Raw genomic sequence first — 18,335 nt, forward strand, 5'->3', positions numbered from 1 at the left:
TGTCGGCTTCGTGACCATGATCGCGTCTCCCGCCGCCCGCCGCCGGATGCCGGTCGCCGTGGGGGTGTGCCTGCTGTCCTTCGCGGCGTTCTGGGCCGCCCAGCGGGCCGCGCACGTGTCGATGATCGACCTGATGGTCTACCGGGCCGAGGGGGCCGCCGTACGGGCCGGCGGCGACCTGTACGCCCTGCGCGCGACGGCCGCGCGCCTGCCCACCACCTACCCGCCGTTCGCGGCCCTGCTGTTCACCCCGCTCCCCCTGCTGGACACCGCGCTCCTGCGCCCCCTGGCGACGGCCGGCAACCTCGCGCTGCTGGTGGTGTTCGTACGGCTGTCCCTGAGACTCGTCGGCCACACGCGCGCGGAGACCGTCTGGTGGCTCTCGGCGCCGGCGGTGTGGTGCGAGCCCGTGTGGACGACACTGCGCTACGGCCAGATCAACCTGCTGCTCGCCGTCCTGGTGCTGTGGGACCTGACCCGCCGCCCCGCCGGCGGGCACGACCGCTGGACGGGGGTGGGCCTGGGGCTGGCCGCGGCGGTCAAGCTGACGCCCGCGCTGTTCCCGGTGTACCTGCTCGTCACGGGCCTGGTGGCCCGCCTGGGGGGCGGCGACGGAGGGCCGTGGCTGCGGCACGCGCGCGGGGCGGCCGTCGCGTTCGCCGGGGCGACACTGCTGGCGGCGGCCGTCCTGCCGTACGACTCGTGGCGGTTCTGGACGGACATGGTGTTCCGTCCGAGCCGGGCCGGGCACGCCGAGGAGACCGCCAACCAGGCGCTGCGCGGCCTCCTGGCCCGCTTCCTGCACACGCCCGACCCGGGAGTCCTCTGGGCGGCCTGCGCGGCCGTGGCGGGCGCCGTGGGGCTCACCGTGGCCGTGCGGGCGGAGTTGCGGGGGCGACGGGCCTGGGCGGTGTGCGCCTGCGCGGTCACCGCCCTGCTGATCAGCCCCGTGTCGTGGACCCACCACTGGGTGTGGTGCGTGCCCCTGGTGCTGCTGCTGTGGACACGCCGGCACCGGGCCGCTGCCCTGGGCACCCTGCTGGTCTTCTGCTCGTACGCCCCCTGGTGGGTGCCGCACGGAAAAGGCCGGCCCGAACTGCACCTGACCTGGGGGGCCTTGGCGCTGTCAGCCGTCTATGGGGCGACCGGTGCGCTCTTCCTCGCACGGGCCCGGACATCGTTGCCGAGGTCCGGCGACGAGGTCCGTGTCAGGCCGTGACGAACTGGTAGAACCGCTTGAGCGTGCAGTGCTCCTCGAGGAGGCGGCCGTAGATCGGCTCACCCTCCAGTTCCCGGTACGTCTCGATCGGGTCGCCTTTTATGATCAGCGCCCGCGCGCATTCCTCGCACCAGTACTGGTAGTCGGGATTGATCGGCTCCATGTCGCGGACGATCGGCGTACCGCTCCCGCACCAGTCGCACTTTCGCCGGTGTGCACCCATCGATCAGCTCCAGCTGTGGCCGCAGGCCGTGCACACGTAGGAGATTCCGCCATTGTCGCCGAGAACCTGGGCCACATGTGCGGAACCGCAGGAAGGGCAGCTCAGCCGGGCGGTCGTGTCCCGTATCAACGCCGCACCGAGGAGGTGGCCGACCTCCTCGAGGATGCTCGCAGGCATCGCTACTCCCTCCCGTCGGGCCGCGCCCCCTTCCGGCCGTTTGATTCTGCCACGGCCGGAGCAATACGGTCAGCGACGCCTCAGTACCAGTCCGGACACACTCCCCACCGCGGCCGTCGCGGCCAGCGCCCAGACGCTCACCGAGAACGCCTCCGCGGAGGTGTACGGGCGCAGGGCCCCGAATGACTCAAGCCGGTTCAGGAACAGTGTGCCGAACGCGGCCACGCCGATCAGCTGTCCGAGTTGCGCGACCGTCGCCAGCAGACCGCTGGCGTCCGCGGCGTCCTCGGGCCGTACGGTGGCCAGCGCGCCGGTGAGCGTCGGGCTGAAGGCGAGCGCGAGCCCCGCACCGGTGCCCGCGTACCCCGCGTACAGGGCCGCTCCCCCGTCACCACCGCCGTGGAAGGCCAGCCCGACCACGGCGACGGACACCGCGGTGAGCGCGAACCCGGCCGGCGCCAGCGCCCGCTGCCAGGCGGCCGGCCACTTCCGCCAGGTCAGGCTGACGGCGCCGAAGACGGCGGCGGTCGGCGCGAAGCTCAGTCCCGCCCTGAGGGCGCTGTAGCCGAGGCCGCCCTGGACGTGCAGGGTCAGGGCGAAGAGGAAGCCGGCGTTGACCGACATCGCCGCGAGGATCCGGAAGACGGCCCTCCCGATGCCGGGGTGGCGCAGCACGCGGGGGGTGATGAGCGGGGCGCCGCCGCGCCGGGCCAGCCGGGACTCGTAGCCGCAGAACAGGGCGAACAGCACCACCGCTCCGGCCAGCGACAGCCAGGACCACAGCGGCCAGTCCTCCTCCTGCCCGAGCACCAGCGGCACCGTCAGCAGCGAGACGGCGGCACCGAGCAGCACCAGACCGGGCAGGTCGAGAGCCCGGGCCCGCTCCCGGCCGCCCGCGGCGCCGCGGGGAAGGACTCGCCGGCCCAGCACCAGCAGTGCGGCCCCCACCGGGACGTTGACCAGGAACACCGGCCGCCAGCCGGTACCGAACAGGTCGGCGCTGACCAGCACGCCTCCTGCGACCTGTCCGGCGGCCGCGCCGACGGCCAGGACCGCCGAGTAGGCGCCGAGCGCCCGCGCCCGGGCCTCGCCGGTGAAGGTGCGCTGGATGAGGCTGAGCACCTGCGGGATCATCAGCGCCGAGCCGGCCCCCTGCACCAGCCGGAACACGATCAGCTCGGTCGAGCCTTGGGCCAGTCCGCAGGCGAGCGAGGCGGCGGTGAACAGCGCCAGCCCGGCGAAGTGGACGCGGCCGTGGCCGAGCCGGTCGCCGAGCCGGGCGCCGGTGATCAGCAGCACGGAGTAGGTGATGGTGTAGCCGGCGATCACCAGCTGGAGGTCGGCGCCGGAGGCCTGCAGGTCGGAACCGATCGTGGGGGCCGCGACGTTCACGATGAAGACGTCGAGGGCTGCCATGAACAGGGCGGCGAGCAGCACCCCGAGCAGCAGCCGAGGACGATTGTCAGTGGCGGGTGCTTCACTGTGCGTGACGGGTGATGCGGCTCGGTGGCCGACGGTCGCGGGGTCACTGTCGGTGGCGGGTGGTTCACTGGTCGCGAGGTTCGGAACGGGCTCGATGCCCGGACCGGTCCGGGATGTCGTCGTCATGGCGTCGAGCGTGACGGCGGGGCGGTACGGGTGCCGAGTGCCCGCCGATGCTGGTACTGCCAGCACCTGGCAGGGCCGGGTCCGCGTACCGACGATGTGACGGGGACGACGAGGACGACGGGGACGACGGGGACGCGGGGACGACGGGTCCGCGGGGCTGAGGGCCACGGGGTCATCGGGACGACGGGGACGACGGGGACGACGGGGGATGACGATGGGGACGAGGACACAGCGGCGCAGGCCGGAGCTGGCCGCCTTTCTGCGCACCAGGCGGGCACGGGTCACGCCGGCCGACGTGGGGATGCCGCCGGGCCTTCGGCGGCGCACGCCCGGGCTGCGCAGGGAGGAGGTGGCGCAGCTCTCGGGTGTCGGCGTGACCTGGTACACGTGGCTGGAGCAGGGCCGGCCGATCAACGCCTCGCCGCAGGTGCTGGACGCGGTCGCGCGGACCCTGCTGCTGGACCCCCCGGAGCGGGAGCACCTGTACCGGCTGGCCGAGGTGCCGTTCCAGCCGGACCCGGAGGGCCTGGCCCGGCAGATCGGCCCGGCGGTGCAGGGCATCATCGACGCCCTCGACCCGATGCTGGCGGTGGTCTACAACTCGCGGTACGACGTCCTGGCGACCAACGCGGCCTACCGGGATCTGTTCCTGGTGCCGGAGACCGCCAGGACCGGCCTGCCGAACGTGCTGTGGACGCTTTTCACGCTGCCGGACGGCATCTGTCCGCTGGTGCACCGGGAGACGGAGCTGCCGCTGATGGTGGCGACGCTGCGGTCCTCCTACGGCAGACACGTGGGCGAGCCGGCCTGGGACGACTACATACGCGGCTTGTCGGCGGCGAGCCCCTGGTTCGCGGAGCTGTGGGCGCACGGTGAGGTGGTGCCTCCGGGGCCCCGGGTGAAGACGTTCCGGCACGCGGCGGTCGGCGAGATGCGGATGACCTCCCAGTCGCTGTCCATCGACGGGATGCCGGAGTGCCGGATCGTGGTCTACAGCCCGGAGGACGAGGACGCGCGGACGAAGATCGCGCTGCTGCGGGAGCGGAGAGAGCGGCTGTGGCCGCCGGTACGGGGAGAGGAGGTCGAGGCCGAGGAACGCGTCCGCGGCTGATCGGAGGCCGGACACAGAAAATCCCGCCCCCCTGCGGGGACGGGATCCTCATCACCGATCTTTGACAACTCAACAGAGTGTCGATCAGTGGAGCTAAGGAGAATTGAACTCCTGACCTCCTGCATGCCATGCAGGCGCTCTACCAACTGAGCTATAGCCCCTTGTGTTCTTCCCGCTCGGCGGGGCGAACAAGAAGAACTTTAGCCTGTGACCTGCCGGAAAGTGAAATCCGGGGTCGGGGGCCCTCGGGACGGTCAGTCGTCGTCGCCGAGGACGGGCTCCGGGAGGGTGCCCGCGTTGTGCTCGAGCAGGCGCCAGCCGCGGGCGCCCTGGCCGAGCACGGACCAGCAGCAGTTGGAGAGGCCGCCGAGGCTCTCCCAGTGCCGGGCCTCCAGGCCGAGCAGCCGGCCGATGGTGGTGCGGATGGTGCCGCCGTGGCTGACGACGACCAAGGTGCCGTCCTCGGGCAGCTTCTCGACGTGCCGCAGCACGACGGGGGCGGCGCGGTCGGCGACCTCGGTCTCCAGTTCGCCGCCGCCGCGGCGGACCGCCTCGCCGCGCTTCCAGGCGGCGTACTCCTCGCCGTACCGGGCGATGATCTCCTCGTGCGTCAGCCCCTGCCAGACGCCCGCGTAGGTCTCGCGCAGACTCTCGTCGCGCGTGATGTCGAGGCCGGTGAGGGCGGCCAGCTCGGCCGCCGTGTGCACGGCCCGCTGCAGGTCCGAGGAGACGATCGCGTCCGGCCGCAGGGAGGCCAGCAGCCGCGCCGCGCGGCGGGCCTGCTCGAGGCCCGTCTCGGTCAGCTCGACGTCGGTGGTGCCCTGGAAGCGGCGCTCGACGTTCCAGGAGGTCTGGCCGTGGCGCCACAGGATGATGCGGCGGCCCCGGCCCTTGCGGTCGGTCACCTCACCTGTGGCGCTCATCACCACTCCCCGCCCGGCTCCTGGTCGGCCTCGGCGGCCTGCGTCCGGGCGTGCTCCTCGGCCTTGCCGCGGGTGGCCTTGGCGTCGGCGGGCAGCTCGAGCTCGGGGCAGTCCTTCCACAGCCGCTCCAGGGCGTAGAAGACCCGCTCCTCGCTGTGCTGGACGTGGACGACGATGTCGACGTAGTCGAGCAGGATCCAGCGGGACTCGCGGTCGCCCTCGCGGCGGACCGGCTTGGCGCCGAGCTCCTTCAGCAGGCGCTCCTCGATCTCGTCGACGATGGCCCTGACCTGGCGGTCGTTCGGCGCGGAGGCCAGCAGGAAGGCGTCCGTGATCGACAGTACGTCGCTCACGTCGTAGGCGATGACGTCGTGGGCGAGCTTGTCGGCCGCCGCCTGGGCGGCGGTGCTGATGAGCTCAAGGGAACGGTCGGTGGCGGTCACTACACGGCTTTCCGTCGGCGGTCTTTTGCCATCAAGGGTCTCACGGACCGCCCGGCGCACCCCACGTGATTACGGCAGCACCGCGGCTCAGCGGGTGCTGCTGCCGGACGTGGGGTGCCCCACGGGGCCGCCCTCCCGTCCGGAAGGCGGCCCCGGGGTCAGGAGGAGGACGGCTTGTAGTCGCTGCCGAGGACCACCGAGACGTCGGCTCCGGAGGAGACGCCGCCCTTGGTCACGGAGCCGGCGGGCAGGCCGAGGGTCTTGGCGACCTCCGCGGCGTCGGCCTTGTGGGCGGCGTCCGCGTAGAGCACCTTCGAGGCGGCCTGGGTGCCGGAGGCGCTGCCGCCCTCCAGGAAGGTGAAGCCGCCGTTGAGGAGCACGACGCGGGCCTTCTCCGTGTCGTCCTTCACACCGGTGGCGTTCTGCACGGAGACCCGGACCGCGGAGCCGGCGTCGGGGCTCTTGGCGGTGCCGCCGAGGATGTCCTTGACCACGCTGTCGCTGGTCTGCGCGCTGAGGGTGCCGTCGTCCTGCACGGGCAGCAGGGCGGTCTTGTAGGCGCCGCTCTTGGCGAGGTCGGCGAGCTTGGCGAGGAAGGCGCCGAGGTCCTTGTCGGTGAGCGGCGGGTCGAGGATCTGCGCGAGGGTCTGCACGGTGGTCGTGGCGGACGACGGGTCGGAGGACATCTTGCGCAGTACGCTCTGCATGACCTGGCCGAACCGCTCCAGCTGGGCGTTCTGGGACTCGCCGGCGGCGCGGTAGGTGGCGTAGGCGACGGCCATCTTGCCGCTGAGGGTCTGCTCCCGGCCCTTGTGGACGAGCGGGGCGGCACCCTTCTTCCTGCCGTCCGGGTCGGGCACGTCGGTGTCGGTGTCGACCTCGATGTTGCCGACGAGTTCGACGAGGTTCTGCAGGTAGGGCGTGTCGAGGCGCCAGGTGCCCTGGATGCTGGTGCCGAGGACCGTGTCGAGCTGGTCACGGGTGCCGGAGGAGCCGTCGTCGTCCACGGACTTGGCGAGGGTCGTGGTGGAGCCGTCGTCGCCGGTCAGCGCGAGCGAGTTGGGCAGCAGGATCGTGGTGCCCTGCTTGGTGGTGGTGTTGTCGACCAGCAGGGCCGTGGAGGTGCCGCCCTTCGCGGTGTTGTGCAGGTGGACGACGAGCACGTCCCGTTTCTGGGCGGTGACGGGGGTGCCGCTGCCGGTCCCGCCGTCGGAGGAGGACAGGCCGGGCAGCTTCCCGGCGTACCAGAGGTAGCCGACACCGCCGGCCGCGACGACGGCGAGGACGACGAGGAGCGCGATGATCCGGCTGCGGGCGCGGCGGCGGGCCTCCTCGCGGCGCTCGGTGCGGTTCTCGGTGAACTTCAGCCAGTCGATGACGTCCTCGGAGTCGCCGTCCGGCTCCTCGACGAAGGCGAACTGCTCGGTGCGGTAGTCCGGTTCGCCCGGGTCGGGCCCGGTCTCCTGCGGGGTCTGCACGTCCTCCGCGGGTCCGGCCTGCTGCGGGATGTAGGCGGTCTGCTCGGCGACCCGGGGCTGCTGTCCGCTGCTCGCGGCCTGCCCGTAGGGGTCGTGGCCCGTGGCGTCCTGGGTGCCGGTGGCGTACGGGTCGTACGGGGTCTGGGAGCCGTAGGGGTCGTAGGCGGGCGGCTGCCGGCCGGGGTCGTAGGAGGGGGCCGGCTGCTGCAGGCCGGTGGCGTAGGGGTCGTAGCCGTAGCCCTGCTGCTGGGCGTACGGATCGTAGGTGGCCTGCTGGGCCTGCGGAGTCTGCTGGGCCGGGACCTGCCCGTAGACGGGCCGGCCGTACTCGTCGTAGCCGACGATTTCGTACGGACCGGCGCCGTAGCCCGCGTCACCCGCGTCGTATCGGTCGTTCACCGGTGCCCCTCTCGGCTCACTCGCCGCGGTACAGCTCGCGCTTGGCGATGTAGCGCACGACTCCGTCCGGCACCATGTACCAGATGGGGTCTCCCTTGGCGACTCTCGCCCGGCAGTCCGTGGAGGAGATGGCGAGCGCCGGCACCTCGACGAGCGAGACACCGCCCTCCGGCAGGCCGGGGTCGGCCAGGTGGTGGCCGGGCCGGGTGACGCCGATGAAGTGGGCGAGGGAGAAGAGTTCCTCGGAGTCCCGCCAGGTGAGGATCTGGCCGAGCGCGTCGGCGCCGGTGATGAAGAAGAGGTCGGTGTCGGGGTTGAGGGCGCGCAGGTCGCGCAGGGTGTCGACGGTGTAGGTGGGGCCGCCGCGGTCGATGTCGATGCGGCTGACGGAGAACTGCGGGTTCTCGGCGGTGGCGATGACCGTCATCAGGTAGCGGTCCTCGGCCGGGGAGACCTTGCGGTGGGACTTCTGCCAGGGCTGGCCGGTGGGGACGAACACCACCTCGTCCAGCTGGAACTGCGCGGCGACCTCGCTGGCCGCCACGAGGTGACCGTGGTGGATCGGGTCGAACGTTCCGCCCATGACGCCCAGGCGCCGCTTGCCCGTGTGGGCGGGGCCGTGGCCCGGTCCGTACTGCGGCTGCTTCACCGTGTCGTCGGCGGTCTCGTGCGCCGGACCGGTAGGCATGTCCTGCTCTCCCATGCGTGCAGACCCTACCGGCCCGGTCTCGGACGTCCGGCCGGGGACGGGGTCCCCGCTCAGCGGTCGCGGTTGAAACGCGTGGTGATCCACAGCAGCAGGAGCAGGATGATCAGGGCGCCGCCGCCGGTGACCGCCGGGTTCAGGCTGTTGTGGTTTCCGCCGTGCTCCCCGCCCTCGGCGGCAAGGGTGACCAACTGGGCTGCGGCGCTGTGGAAGCTCATCTTCGGCAGGACCTATCGCGTGTGGGCGGAATAAAGATGTCGGCTCATCGTAAGCGGGCGGCGCTGCGGCGATCACGCCGACTCCGCCGTTGGGGACGGAGGGCGCCGTCGGCGCGGGCTCCGGGCAGGCGTCAGGCGCCCGGCGGCGGGGAACTTTCCCCGCTCGTCAGTCGTCCTTCCGCTTGTAGCCGCGCAGCAGGAACCAGGCGGTGAGGACACAGCCGAGGACCATCACGATCAGCACGATGCGGAGCAGGTTTCCCGTTCCGTGCTGCTGGACGGCGCCGGCGGCGGCCTCGGTCAGCCGGGCGGCTACGGGGTGGTGCTCCATGGCGGGACTCCTTCGGGGTGTACTGCCCGTCCACGGTATCTCCGCCTAGGCTGGTCCCCGCCTCGGGGGCGCAGTGGGGCACTCAGACGCATGGGGGAAGACATGTCCGACGACGGCCACCAGCACGCGGGGTACGAGCGGGTGCCGAGCAGGCAGCGCAGGCGCTTCCCGGGGATCTCCTCGCGCGCGTACGAGCACCCGGCCGACCGTTCGGCCCTGGTCGCGTTGCGCAAGCTGAGCGGGTTCGACACCGTCTTCAAGGCGCTCAGCGGGCTGCTGCCGGAGCGGAGCCTGAGGCTGCTGTTCCTGTCCGACTCGGTGCGGGTCTCCGAGCGGCAGTTCACGCACCTGCACGACATGCTGCTGGACGCGTGCTACATCCTGGACCTGGAGAAGGTCCCGCCGATGTACGTCACGCAGGACCCGCAGCCGAGTGCGATGTGCATCGGGCTGGACGAGCCGATCATCGTGGTCAGCACGGGGCTGGTGGAGCTGCTCGACGAGGAGGAGATGCGGGCGGTCGTCGGCCACGAGGTGGGGCACGCGCTGTCCGGGCACTCGGTCTACCGCACGATCCTGCTGTTCCTGACGAACCTCGCGCTGAAGGTCGCCTGGATCCCGCTGGGCAACCTCGCGATCATGGCGATCATCACGGCGCTGCGGGAGTGGTTCCGCAAGTCGGAGCTGTCCGCCGACCGGGCGGGGCTGCTGGTGGGCCAGGACGTCCGGGCCTCGATGCGGGGCCTGATGAAGATCGCGGGCGGCAACCACCTGCACGAGATGAACGTGGACGCGTTCCTGGAGCAGGCCGAGGAGTACGAGTCCGGTGGCGATCTGCGCGACTCCGTGCTGAAGATCCTGAACGTGCTGCCCCGCTCGCACCCGTTCACCACCGTGCGGGCCGCCGAGCTGAAGAAGTGGGCCGAGTCCCGGGACTACCAGCGGCTCATGGACGGGCACTACCCGCGGCGCACCGAGGACAAGGACACGTCCGTCAGCGATTCCTTCCGCGAGTCGGCGGCCAGCTACGCGAGCGATGTGAAGAGCTCCAAGGACCCGCTGATGAAGCTGGTCACGGACCTCGCGGGCGGCGCGGGCGACATCGGGGGCCGGGTCCGCCGAGGCTTCGACGGCTTCCGGAGCCCCCCGCCGGCCGAGGGGGACGCCCCGGGCGGGGACGAGTAGTAGCCGAGGGGGCACGCCTGGCGGCCGCCCGTCTCGGCGGCGCTCACACCTTCGGCTGAGCCCCCGTGGCCAGCGTCCCGCACAGGGCCGTGGGACTGTCCGTCTCGTAGGGGTTGGTTCCCGCGGGGGCGCCCGAGCGGGCCGTCTGGCCGGCCAGGAGGGGGCGGAGGTAGGCGGCGGAGTCCTCGGCGCAGGCGAGGGGGCCCGCCTGGACGTGGGAAGTGATCAGCTGGACCTGGTGGGTGCGCAGGTCGTCGCGGTCGAGGTGGAAGGTCACCTCGCGGCGGACCGTGAAGAGGGATGCGGGGGCGCCGGCGGCGCCGGTGGGGCGCAGGGCGTAGACGAAGGTGTGGTCGGCCGTGATCTCCAGCGTCGCCGGGTCGGCCTCGGTGACCTCCAGGGAGCCGAGCACACGGATCCGGTCGTCGGCCAGCTGGGCCCGGGCGGGGTCGATGCGGATCACCCAGCCGGTGGGCGCGTGCCGGCCGTCGGCCGCCGGGTGGTCGAAGCTCTGGTCGAACTGGTCGAGCTGGTCGGAGTCGATCAGGGACCGGGCGGGACGCACCTCGCGGCCGGTGAGCACCTCCGGGTAGAGCGAGGAGCGGACGAGGTAGTCCTTGACGGTGGTGAGGGCGGCCACCACCTGGCTGTCGGAGAAGTGGGAGGTGCTGCGCGAGGCCGGCAGGGGTATGCCCTCGGCGCCGACCTCGAAGGGGGCGGCGGGGCTGCGGGCGTACAGGCTCTCGGCGTCGGCGGCGCCGGGCACCTTGCCCTGCGGGGCGAGCGGGATGACCGTGATCCGCAGGGCTTCCACGGGCCGCCGGACCCCCGGGGAGCCGTACGGGTGGCGGACGCCCATGTAGATCGCGGTGCCGAAGGCGACGGCGATCAGCAGGACGAGGGCCAGGGCCTGCCGGCCGAGTCCGCGGTGCAGGGGCGGACGGCGGCGGACGGCGGGCGTGCGGTCGGCCATCCGCTCCTTGGCGGAGAACTCCTGGAGGCGGGCAGCACGGACGAACGACTCGTCGAAGACGACGGATCGGTATTCGTCCTCCGCACCTCCGGGGCCGCCCTCGGGTGTCCCCTCCGGTGGGTCTCCAGGCCCGCCCATACTTTCAGAGTAGGTCTCGCGGAGGCCGGGTAAACGCCCTGCTTTCGACAACTTCTGACAGGTTCTCACCAAGCGCGGGCGGGCGTTCAGGGTGAGTGGGGGACGGCCGGTACGGCCGGCCGTGTGGGGTCGGCGGGGGCGCCGGGCGGGGAGGCGCCGCCCTGTTCCAGGCCGGTCGAGGCGGGGGCGGGGACCCGGTCGCGGGTGCCCGAGGAGCTTCCCCGGTACACGGCGGCGAAGGCCAGGGCGACCATGCCGATGCCCATGACGACGGCGAGGACCCAGGCCACGGGACGGTGCCAGCGGACCTGTCTGCCGTAGGGGCCGAAGGCGCCGCGGCGGACACCGAGGACGTACGTGTCGTCCAGCTCGTCGTCGTCCTGATCCTGGCCGAATGCGATGCCGTCGGGGCCGTGGCCGTCGTCGTAGTGCTCGCTGCGGGCGCGGGCGCGGCGGGTCTCCGCCTCGGAGGCCTCGGCTCTGGCCTGGGCGGCGGCCAGGAGGCGTTCGACGGCGGTCGGCTCATGGACCGTGGCCGCCTGCACGAAGGCCTCGTCGAAGACCACGGAGGCGAACTCTTCGTCCGACACCCCGTGGTCGTGGTCGTCGTCGGGCTCCCAGCCGTCAGGGAACGGCGTACCCCCCACGTCCTCCGGCACGGGTCCAGAGTAGTCCTGGGGGGTCAATTTGGGCAGACGGTATGGAAATTCGTCTGCCTGGTGAGACGGCGTTCAGGACACCGGCCGCGCGCCGGCGGGCTCGGCCGGACGGGTGAACGGGTCAGCGGCGCACGTGTCCGTCGCCGGTGACGATGTACTTCGTGCTGGTCAGCTCCGGCAGGCCCATCGGGCCACGGGCGTGCAGCTTCTGGGTGGAGATGCCGATCTCGGCGCCGAAGCCGAACTGGCCGCCGTCGGTGAAGCGGGTGGAGGCGTTCACGGCGACGGTGGTGGAGTCGACCAGCTGGGTGAAGCGGCGGGCGGCCTGCTGGGAGGTGGTGACGATGGCCTCGGTGTGGCCGGAGGTCCACAGCCGGATGTGTTCGACGGCCTTGTCCAGCGAGTCCACCACCGCGGCGGCGATGTCGTGGGAGAGGTACTCGGTCTCCCAGTCCTCGGCGGTCGCCTCGACGACGGTGGCCTTGGAGTCCTTCGCGTAGGCCATGACGCGCTCGTCGGCGTGGACGGTGACGCCGGCCTCGGCGAGGGCGTCCAGGGCGCGGGGCAGGAACTCGGGGGCGATGTCCTGGTGGACGAGGAGGGTCTCGGCGGCGTTGCAGACGCTGACCCGCTGGGCCTTGGAGTTGATCAGGATCTCGACGGCCGTGTCGATGTCGGCCTGGGCGTCGACGTAGACGTGGCAGTTGCCGGTGCCGGTCTCGATCACGGGGACCGTCGACTCGTTGACCACGGTCTGGATCAGGGAGGCACCGCCGCGCGGGATGAGGACGTCGACCAGGCCGCGGGCGCGCATCAGCTCGCGGACGGAGTCGCGGCTCTCCCCCGGCACCAGCTGGACGGCGTCGGCGGGCAGCCCGGCGCCGCCGACGGCGTCGCGGATCACCCGGACGAGGGCGGTGTTGGACTCGTAGGCGGAGGCGGAGCCCCGCAGCAGGACGGCGTTGCCGGACTTCAGGCAGAGGGCGGCGGCGTCGACGGTGACGTTCGGGCGGGCCTCGTAGATGATGCCGACGACACCGAGCGGGACGCGGACCTGGCGCAGGTCGATGCCGTTGGGGAGGGTGGAGCCGCGCACGACCTCACCGACCGGGTCGGGCAGCCCGGCGACGTCGCGGACGTCGGAGGCGATGGCGCGGACCCGCTCGGGGGTGAGGGTGAGCCGGTCGACGATGGCCTCGCTCGTGCCGTTCTCCCGGGCCTTGGCCACGTCCTTGGCGTTGGCCTCGACGATCTCGGCGGTCCGGACCTCCAGGGCGTCGGCGATGGCGAGCAGCGCGTCGTCCTTCACCGCGCGCGGGAGCGGTGCGAGGTCGGCGGCGGCGGCCTTGGCCCGGTAGGCGGCCTGGGTGACCGGGGACATCGAGTCGTACGGAGAGAGCGTGGTCATGAGGGAAGGGTAGTGCGCGGGACGCGGCGGTTCAGCGGACGTCCCACACCCCGAGACACCCCGGCACACCCCAAAGGGGGCGAATCGCCGCCCCGGGGCATCCCAAAGGGGGCGAACCGCCACCCCTGCCCGCGCCACGGCCCCCAGGCCTACCCCCGCGCCCTTCCCGTTGCAGCCCCGCGAGGCGACCGGATCCCGGGCCCCGGCACTGCCGGAACCAGCGGAATTCCGGAACTCCCGGAACCCGCGGCTCCGGGATCCCCGGCCCGCGCCTCGGTCCCGGCCCCCGGCCCCGCGGCCCCCGCTCCGCCTCGGTCCCGGCCCCCGCTCCGGCTCAGAACGGATGCACTCCCACCGGTGTCGCCGGTGGTGGCCCGTAGCCCTCGGCGATGCGGTGGTGGTAAGTCTCGCGGTCGATGACCTCCAGGCCGACGATCTCCCAGCGCGGCAGGCCGGCGCTCTGCCGGTGCTCGCCCCACAGGCGCAGCGCCACGGCGGCGGCGTCGTGCAGGTCGCGGGCCTCCTCCCAGTACCGGATCTCCGCGTGGTCGGTCGCGTATCTGCTGGTCAGCAGGAAGGGGTGGTCGTGGGCGAGCTGTTCCAGGGCCCGCCGCAGTTCGGGCAGGGGCACCTTCTCCCCGGAGACGCTGAGGGTGACGTGCCACAGCCTGGGCAGGTCCTTGGGCTCCTCATAGGTGTCCCCGGCCGCGACGCTCGTCAGAGCACCGCGGGACGCCGCCCCCGGGCGCACTCGTCTCACGACGGCCTCCTTCACGCATGGCTCGCTCGGCTCGCATGGCGTGCCCGGCGCGCACGGCTCGCGTGGCGTGCAAGGCGCGCTTGGCTCGTATGGCTCGCATGGCCCCTTGACGGAACGTGTTCCCATCAACATGTCCCCGAGACAAAGTTGAGCAGGCCGCCGGGCTCCGCGTGGGGGTTTTACGGAACGTCCCCCACCGGGGGCGTTCCTTACGCCCTGTTTTACGAGCTGTTTTGCGAGAGTCAGGCGTGCAGGAGCACCAGGTCGTCCCTGTGTACGACCTCGCGTTCGTAGGCGGCGCCCAGCTCCCGTGCCAGTTCCCGGGTCGACCGTCCGATCAGCCGGGGGATCTCCTTGGCGTCGAAGTTGACGAGCCCCCGGGCCACCGCGCGGCCCGTCGCGTCCCGCAGTTCGACGGGGTCGCCCGCGCTGAACTCGCCCTCCACGGCGGCGATTCCGGCGGGCAGCAGCGATGTCCGCCGCTTGACGACCGCGTCCACGGCTCCGTCGTCCAGGATCAGGGCGCCCTGCGGGGTGGAGGCGTGCTGGAGCCACAGGAGGCGGTCGGCGGAGCGCTTGCCGGTGGGGTGGAAGTAGGTGCCGGTGTCGCCGCCGGCGAGGGCCTCGGCCGCGTGGACGGCGCTGGTCAGCACCACGGGGATGCCGGCGGCGGCGGCGATCCGGGCGGCCTCGACCTTGGTGACCATGCCGCCGGTGCCGACGCCGGCCTTGCCCGCGCTGCCGATCTCGACGCCGGCGAGGTCCTGCGGGCCCTTGACCTCCGCTATCCGGGAGGTGCCGGGCTTGCTGGGGTCGCCGTCGTAGACGCCGTCGACGTCGGAGAGGAGGACCAGCAGGTCGGCGTGGACGAGGTGGGCGACGAGGGCGGCGAGGCGGTCGTTGTCGCCGAAGCGGATCTCGTCGGTGGCGACGGTGTCGTTCTCGTTGACGATCGGGAGGGCGCCCATCGCGAGCAGCTTGTCGAGGGTGCGGGAGGCGTTGCGGTGGTGGGCGCGGCGGCTCATGTCGTCGCTGGTGAGCAGGACTTGGCCGACCCGGACGCCGTAGCGGGCGAAGGAGGCGGTGTAGCGGGCGACGAGCAGGCCCTGGCCGACGCTGGCGGCGGCCTGCTGGCGGGCCAGGTCCTTGGGGCGGCGCCGCAGGCCGAGCGGGGCGAGTCCGGCGGCGATGGCGCCGGAGGAGACTAGGACGACCTCCCGCTCCGCGCCGCCGCGGCTCTTGGCGAGGACGTCGACGAGGGCGTCGACGCGGTCGGCGTCCAGGCCGCCCGCGGCGGTGGTCAGTGACGAGGAGCCCACCTTGACGACGATCCTGCGGGCCTCACCCACGGCCTGCCTTGCCCTTGACACGGTGCCTTCCGTCCCCTCGCGCGCTCCGGCCGCCTGTGCTGCCGCCTGCCCCGCAATCTACGCGAAGTGGATCGGCCGGTGCGCGCCGGTCCACCTCCCGGACAGGCGGTGCGTAATCGTTCGCTCACCGTTTGCATACGGCAAAAAAGTTGTGTTGGTTGCCTGTAGAAATAAAATGTCTTACCAACATAAGTTGAAGTTTGTGTCACGTACTGTTCCTTCTGTGAACCGCATCCTGCTGCGATCGGGCAAGAGCCCGTACGATGTCCTCTCCCTCGAGGAGGCCCTTCACCGGGACGTCATCGCCACCAACGCCGGCAACCTGATCTTCAGCGACGCCGCGCACAAGATCCTCGAAGTGCCGGGAACCGAGGTCGTCTCGAACGGCATCGGCACCGACGTGTCGGCGGCGGCCCGGATCAACGAGGAGTACGACGCTTTCGTCGTGCCACTGGCCAACGCCTTCCGGCCGTCCTTCGAGGGCCGGCTGAAGCGCATGACCCGGCTCATCAGCAAGCTGCGGATCCCCGTGGTGGTGCTGGGCGTCGGCGCGCAGACCGGGCTGGGCTACGACGCCGCGCGGCTGAAGCCGATGGAGCAGTCCGTGCGCGAGTTCTGCTCGGCGGTGCTGGACCGCAGCGCCTCGATCGGGGTGCGCGGCGAGTTCACCGAGCAGTACCTGCGGGACATGGGCTTCCGGGACGTGGAGGTCATCGGCTGCCCGTCCCTGTTCCACCACGGCCGCGACCTCGACGTGCAAAAGCGGCTGCCGGAGCTGACCTCCGACGCGCGGGTCGCGGTGAACGGTTCGCACAGCGCGGTGCAGAAGCAGGGCCTGGACCGGATCATCAGCCGCACCCACGCCCGCTACCCGAACCTGTGCTTCGTCGGGCAGAACATCAGCGACGCGCGGCAGTTGCACTGGCGGGACCTGACGGACCCGAACGCGCTGGTGACGGCGATGCCGACGCACCCGGACCACCCGATGTACCGGGAGGGCAAGGTGCGGGTGTACGTCGACCCGGTCACCTGGATCGACGACCTGCGGGACTTCGACTTCTCCTTCGGCTCGCGCATCCACGGCAACATCGCGGCGCTGCTCGCGGGGACGCCGGCGACGGTGCTGTGCGGGGACTCGCGCACGCTGGAGCTGTGCCGGTACTTCGACATCCCGCACCTGCGGCTGGACAAGGTCGCGAAGGACCCGGAGGCGGCGGATCCGGCCCGGCTGTACGAGCAGGCCGATCTCAGTCGGCTGGTCGGGGGCCACGGGGAGCGCTTCGACCGGTTCGTGGCGTTCCTGGACAGGAACGGGCTGCGGAACACCTTCACCCACGGCGACGGCGGGGCCGCCTTCGAGAAGAGGATGCGTGCGCTGTCGTTCCCGCCGGGCGTGCGGCCGTGGAACGACACCGATCTGGCCTCGCTCAGCAGCCGGTTCGGCTGGCTGCAGAGCCAGATGGCGGAACTGACCCAGAACAACGCCCAGTTGCGGCGGGAGCTGGCGAAGGCGCAGAAGGCGAAGCAGAAGGCCGCGGCGGTGGTGCCGGCCCCGGCCGCGTCCGTCTACCGGCGGGCGCGGCGCGTGGTGGGCCGGCCCCTGCGGCGCGCGCTGCAGGCGGGCAAGCAGTAGCAGGAGCGAGGCGGGAGCGGATCCGCTCCCGCGGCGCGCGCACCGGCGGGCGAGCAGGAGCAGACCTGCGGCGGCACGGAGCCCCGGGCGGTCAGGCCCGGGCTCACCCCTCGCGCCGGCGCGGGCCGCTCAGGCCGCCGCCGCCCCGAAGCCCTTCCCCGGCAGTACGCGCCGCAGGGTCCGCCGGGCCTTGCGCAGGGCGCGGCGCGGGAAGGACTGGGCGGCGGCCTCCCGGTAGCCGAGGAAGGGGCGGGCCTCCCGGGGGTCGGCGAGGTAGATCTCGTCGGGGATGCCGGCCTTCCTGGACCGGAAGTGCGGGTAGATCAGGTACAGGCGGGTGCCGCGCTTCTCCAGCACGGCCGCGGCCTGCCTCTTCGCCTTGACGAACGTGACGACGTCCAGCAGCAGCTCGGGCCGCTGCATGGCGACCAGGTGCAGCCGCAGCCGCTCGTTCACCTTGAGGCGGCGGGCCACGCCGGGCGTCCAGTAGGCGTCCATCAGCGGCTTGGCCAGCTCGAACTTGTGCCGGCGCACCTCTTCGCTGTCGGTGAGGAACTTGGGCCCGAACTGGGGCAGCAGCGTGATGAGGAACGGCCGGACCATGAGCAGGTCGCGCTTCTCGCCGGCCGGGACCATGTCGGCGATGAGCTTCATCAGGGCGCGCGCGGAGTCGAAGCGGAGGGTGTAGCTGCCGGTCTTGGTGACCTGCTTGCCGTCGTCGCGGCCGACCAGGTAGTAGCAGGTGTAGTCGGCGACCACGGAGACGCCGTCGGCGCGCAGGTAGGCCTCCAGCGTGAACAGGGCGTCCTCGCCGGTGAACAGCGACTCGTCGAAGCGCATGCCGTGCCGCTCCAGCAGGGAGCGGCGGAAGAGCTTCTGCGCGCTGAGCGTGAACTTGATGTTGGAGGTGAAGACGTCGGCCCGGTCGAGCGTCTTGCCCCACATGGACTTCGGGGCGCTGCGGTTGACGCCTTCCACCTTGCCGAGGACGACGTCCGTGCCGTTCTTGTCGGCCATGGCGACCATGCGTTCCAGGGCCTCGGGGCCGAGCCGGTCGTCGGCGTCGAGGAAGAAGACGTAGCGGCCGGTCGCCTTGTCCAGGCCGACGTTGCGCGGCCCGCTGGGCCCGCCGGAGTTCTCCTGGCGGACGACGGTGACGGACATGGGGGCGCGGGCCGCGAACTCCTCCAGGCACTCGCCGGTGCCGTCGGTCGAGCCGTCGTCGACCGCGATGACCTCCATGCGCGCCGGGCCGATGGTCTGCGCCTCGACGGATGCCAGGCACTCCACCAGGTACGGCATCGCTTCGTACGCCCCGATGATCACAGTCACATCAGGCTGCGTCACGACGGTCACTCTTCCCCCTAGTCACG

Annotated in this window: 19 protein-coding genes and 1 tRNA gene; 4 read left to right on the plus strand and 16 right to left on the minus strand. The window is 72.0% G+C overall.

Features of this window, described 5'->3' with window-relative positions:
* The first annotated feature begins 10 nt into the window (after window positions 1–10).
* Window positions 11–1,219, plus strand: a complete 1,209-nt coding sequence (locus ACZ4VF_RS12195) for a glycosyltransferase 87 family protein (RefSeq protein ID WP_467925327.1) — start codon at window positions 11–13, stop codon at window positions 1,217–1,219.
* On the opposite strand, the gene ACZ4VF_RS12200 is transcribed toward ACZ4VF_RS12195, so the two are convergent.
* From ACZ4VF_RS12200 to ACZ4VF_RS12210, 3 genes are all read right to left on the minus strand, one after another.
* On the minus strand, window positions 1,209–1,442 hold the full coding sequence (locus ACZ4VF_RS12200) for a hypothetical protein (protein ID WP_030653820.1): 234 nt from the start codon (window positions 1,440–1,442) through the stop codon (window positions 1,209–1,211). The two genes, ACZ4VF_RS12195 and ACZ4VF_RS12200, sit on opposite strands and share 11 nt — an antisense overlap.
* Before the next feature lie 3 nt (window positions 1,443–1,445).
* Window positions 1,446–1,619 (minus strand): hypothetical protein, encoded by a 174-nt coding sequence (locus tag ACZ4VF_RS12205; RefSeq protein WP_365699502.1) that lies wholly within the window; start codon window positions 1,617–1,619, stop codon window positions 1,446–1,448.
* 69 nt (window positions 1,620–1,688) lie between these two features.
* Entirely contained in the window at window positions 1,689–3,053 is a 1,365-nt protein-coding gene (locus ACZ4VF_RS12210; protein WP_467925640.1) for an MFS transporter, read from the minus strand.
* Between the two features lie 382 nt (window positions 3,054–3,435).
* Here ACZ4VF_RS12210 and ACZ4VF_RS12215 point away from each other — a divergent pair, with 382 nt between their 5' ends.
* Window positions 3,436–4,338: a helix-turn-helix transcriptional regulator gene (locus ACZ4VF_RS12215; RefSeq protein ID WP_467925329.1), complete on the plus strand. Its 903-nt coding sequence runs from the start codon at window positions 3,436–3,438 to the stop codon at window positions 4,336–4,338.
* Between the two features lie 88 nt (window positions 4,339–4,426).
* Here the strand turns inward: ACZ4VF_RS12215 and ACZ4VF_RS12220 are convergent.
* From ACZ4VF_RS12220 to ACZ4VF_RS12250, 7 genes are all read right to left on the minus strand, one after another.
* A tRNA-Ala gene (locus ACZ4VF_RS12220) sits at window positions 4,427–4,499 on the minus strand.
* 93 nt (window positions 4,500–4,592) lie between these two features.
* Complete coding sequence (locus ACZ4VF_RS12225) at window positions 4,593–5,261, minus strand: histidine phosphatase family protein (RefSeq protein WP_467925331.1); 669 nt, start codon at window positions 5,259–5,261, stop codon at window positions 4,593–4,595.
* A complete protein-coding gene (gene rsfS / locus ACZ4VF_RS12230) occupies window positions 5,261–5,704 on the minus strand; it encodes a ribosome silencing factor (RefSeq protein WP_467925333.1) in 444 nt (147 codons plus the stop codon). Before rsfS ends, ACZ4VF_RS12225 begins: the two co-directional genes overlap by 1 nt.
* Before the next feature lie 158 nt (window positions 5,705–5,862).
* Complete coding sequence (locus ACZ4VF_RS12235) at window positions 5,863–7,581, minus strand: LCP family protein (protein ID WP_467925335.1); 1,719 nt, start codon at window positions 7,579–7,581, stop codon at window positions 5,863–5,865.
* A gap of 16 nt (window positions 7,582–7,597) precedes the next feature.
* Window positions 7,598–8,284, minus strand: a complete 687-nt coding sequence (nadD, locus tag ACZ4VF_RS12240) for a nicotinate-nucleotide adenylyltransferase (protein WP_467925337.1) — start codon at window positions 8,282–8,284, stop codon at window positions 7,598–7,600.
* A 56-nt stretch (window positions 8,285–8,340) separates the two neighbouring features.
* A complete protein-coding gene (locus ACZ4VF_RS12245; RefSeq protein ID WP_393598561.1) occupies window positions 8,341–8,505 on the minus strand; it encodes a hypothetical protein in 165 nt (54 codons plus the stop codon).
* Window positions 8,506–8,671: 166 nt separating this feature from the next.
* Window positions 8,672–8,836, minus strand: a complete 165-nt coding sequence (locus tag ACZ4VF_RS12250) for a hypothetical protein (protein ID WP_467925339.1) — start codon at window positions 8,834–8,836, stop codon at window positions 8,672–8,674.
* A 102-nt stretch (window positions 8,837–8,938) separates the two neighbouring features.
* Between ACZ4VF_RS12250 and ACZ4VF_RS12255 the strand changes: the two genes are divergently transcribed.
* Complete coding sequence (locus tag ACZ4VF_RS12255) at window positions 8,939–10,021, plus strand: M48 family metallopeptidase (protein WP_467925642.1); 1,083 nt, start codon at window positions 8,939–8,941, stop codon at window positions 10,019–10,021.
* A gap of 43 nt (window positions 10,022–10,064) precedes the next feature.
* On the opposite strand, the gene ACZ4VF_RS12260 is transcribed toward ACZ4VF_RS12255, so the two are convergent.
* From ACZ4VF_RS12260 to proB, 5 genes are all read right to left on the minus strand, one after another.
* A complete protein-coding gene (locus ACZ4VF_RS12260) occupies window positions 10,065–11,132 on the minus strand; it encodes an SCO2583 family membrane protein (protein WP_467925341.1) in 1,068 nt (355 codons plus the stop codon).
* An 86-nt stretch (window positions 11,133–11,218) separates the two neighbouring features.
* Window positions 11,219–11,791, minus strand: coding sequence for an SCO2584 family spore wall biosynthesis protein (locus tag ACZ4VF_RS12265; protein ID WP_467925343.1), 573 nt, complete (start codon window positions 11,789–11,791; stop codon window positions 11,219–11,221).
* 121 nt (window positions 11,792–11,912) lie between these two features.
* On the minus strand, window positions 11,913–13,199 hold the full coding sequence (locus ACZ4VF_RS12270; RefSeq protein ID WP_467925345.1) for a glutamate-5-semialdehyde dehydrogenase: 1,287 nt from the start codon (window positions 13,197–13,199) through the stop codon (window positions 11,913–11,915).
* A 334-nt stretch (window positions 13,200–13,533) separates the two neighbouring features.
* Window positions 13,534–13,959 carry a hypothetical protein gene (locus tag ACZ4VF_RS12275; protein WP_467925347.1) on the minus strand — a complete coding sequence of 142 codons (426 nt, stop codon included), beginning with the start codon at window positions 13,957–13,959 and terminating at the stop codon, window positions 13,534–13,536.
* A gap of 242 nt (window positions 13,960–14,201) precedes the next feature.
* Window positions 14,202–15,308, minus strand: coding sequence for a glutamate 5-kinase (gene proB, locus ACZ4VF_RS12280; protein ID WP_467925644.1), 1,107 nt, complete (start codon window positions 15,306–15,308; stop codon window positions 14,202–14,204).
* A 244-nt stretch (window positions 15,309–15,552) separates the two neighbouring features.
* On the opposite strand from proB, the gene ACZ4VF_RS12285 reads away from it, so the two are divergent.
* Window positions 15,553–16,962 carry a polysaccharide pyruvyl transferase family protein gene (locus ACZ4VF_RS12285; protein ID WP_467925349.1) on the plus strand — a complete coding sequence of 470 codons (1,410 nt, stop codon included), beginning with the start codon at window positions 15,553–15,555 and terminating at the stop codon, window positions 16,960–16,962.
* A gap of 129 nt (window positions 16,963–17,091) precedes the next feature.
* Here ACZ4VF_RS12285 and ACZ4VF_RS12290 read toward each other — a convergent pair whose 3' ends face one another.
* Window positions 17,092–18,264 carry a glycosyltransferase family 2 protein gene (locus ACZ4VF_RS12290; protein WP_467925646.1) on the minus strand — a complete coding sequence of 391 codons (1,173 nt, stop codon included), beginning with the start codon at window positions 18,262–18,264 and terminating at the stop codon, window positions 17,092–17,094.
* Window positions 18,265–18,335: the final 71 nt, after the last annotated feature.

The organism is Streptomyces sp. NPDC029151, assembly GCF_055564315.1.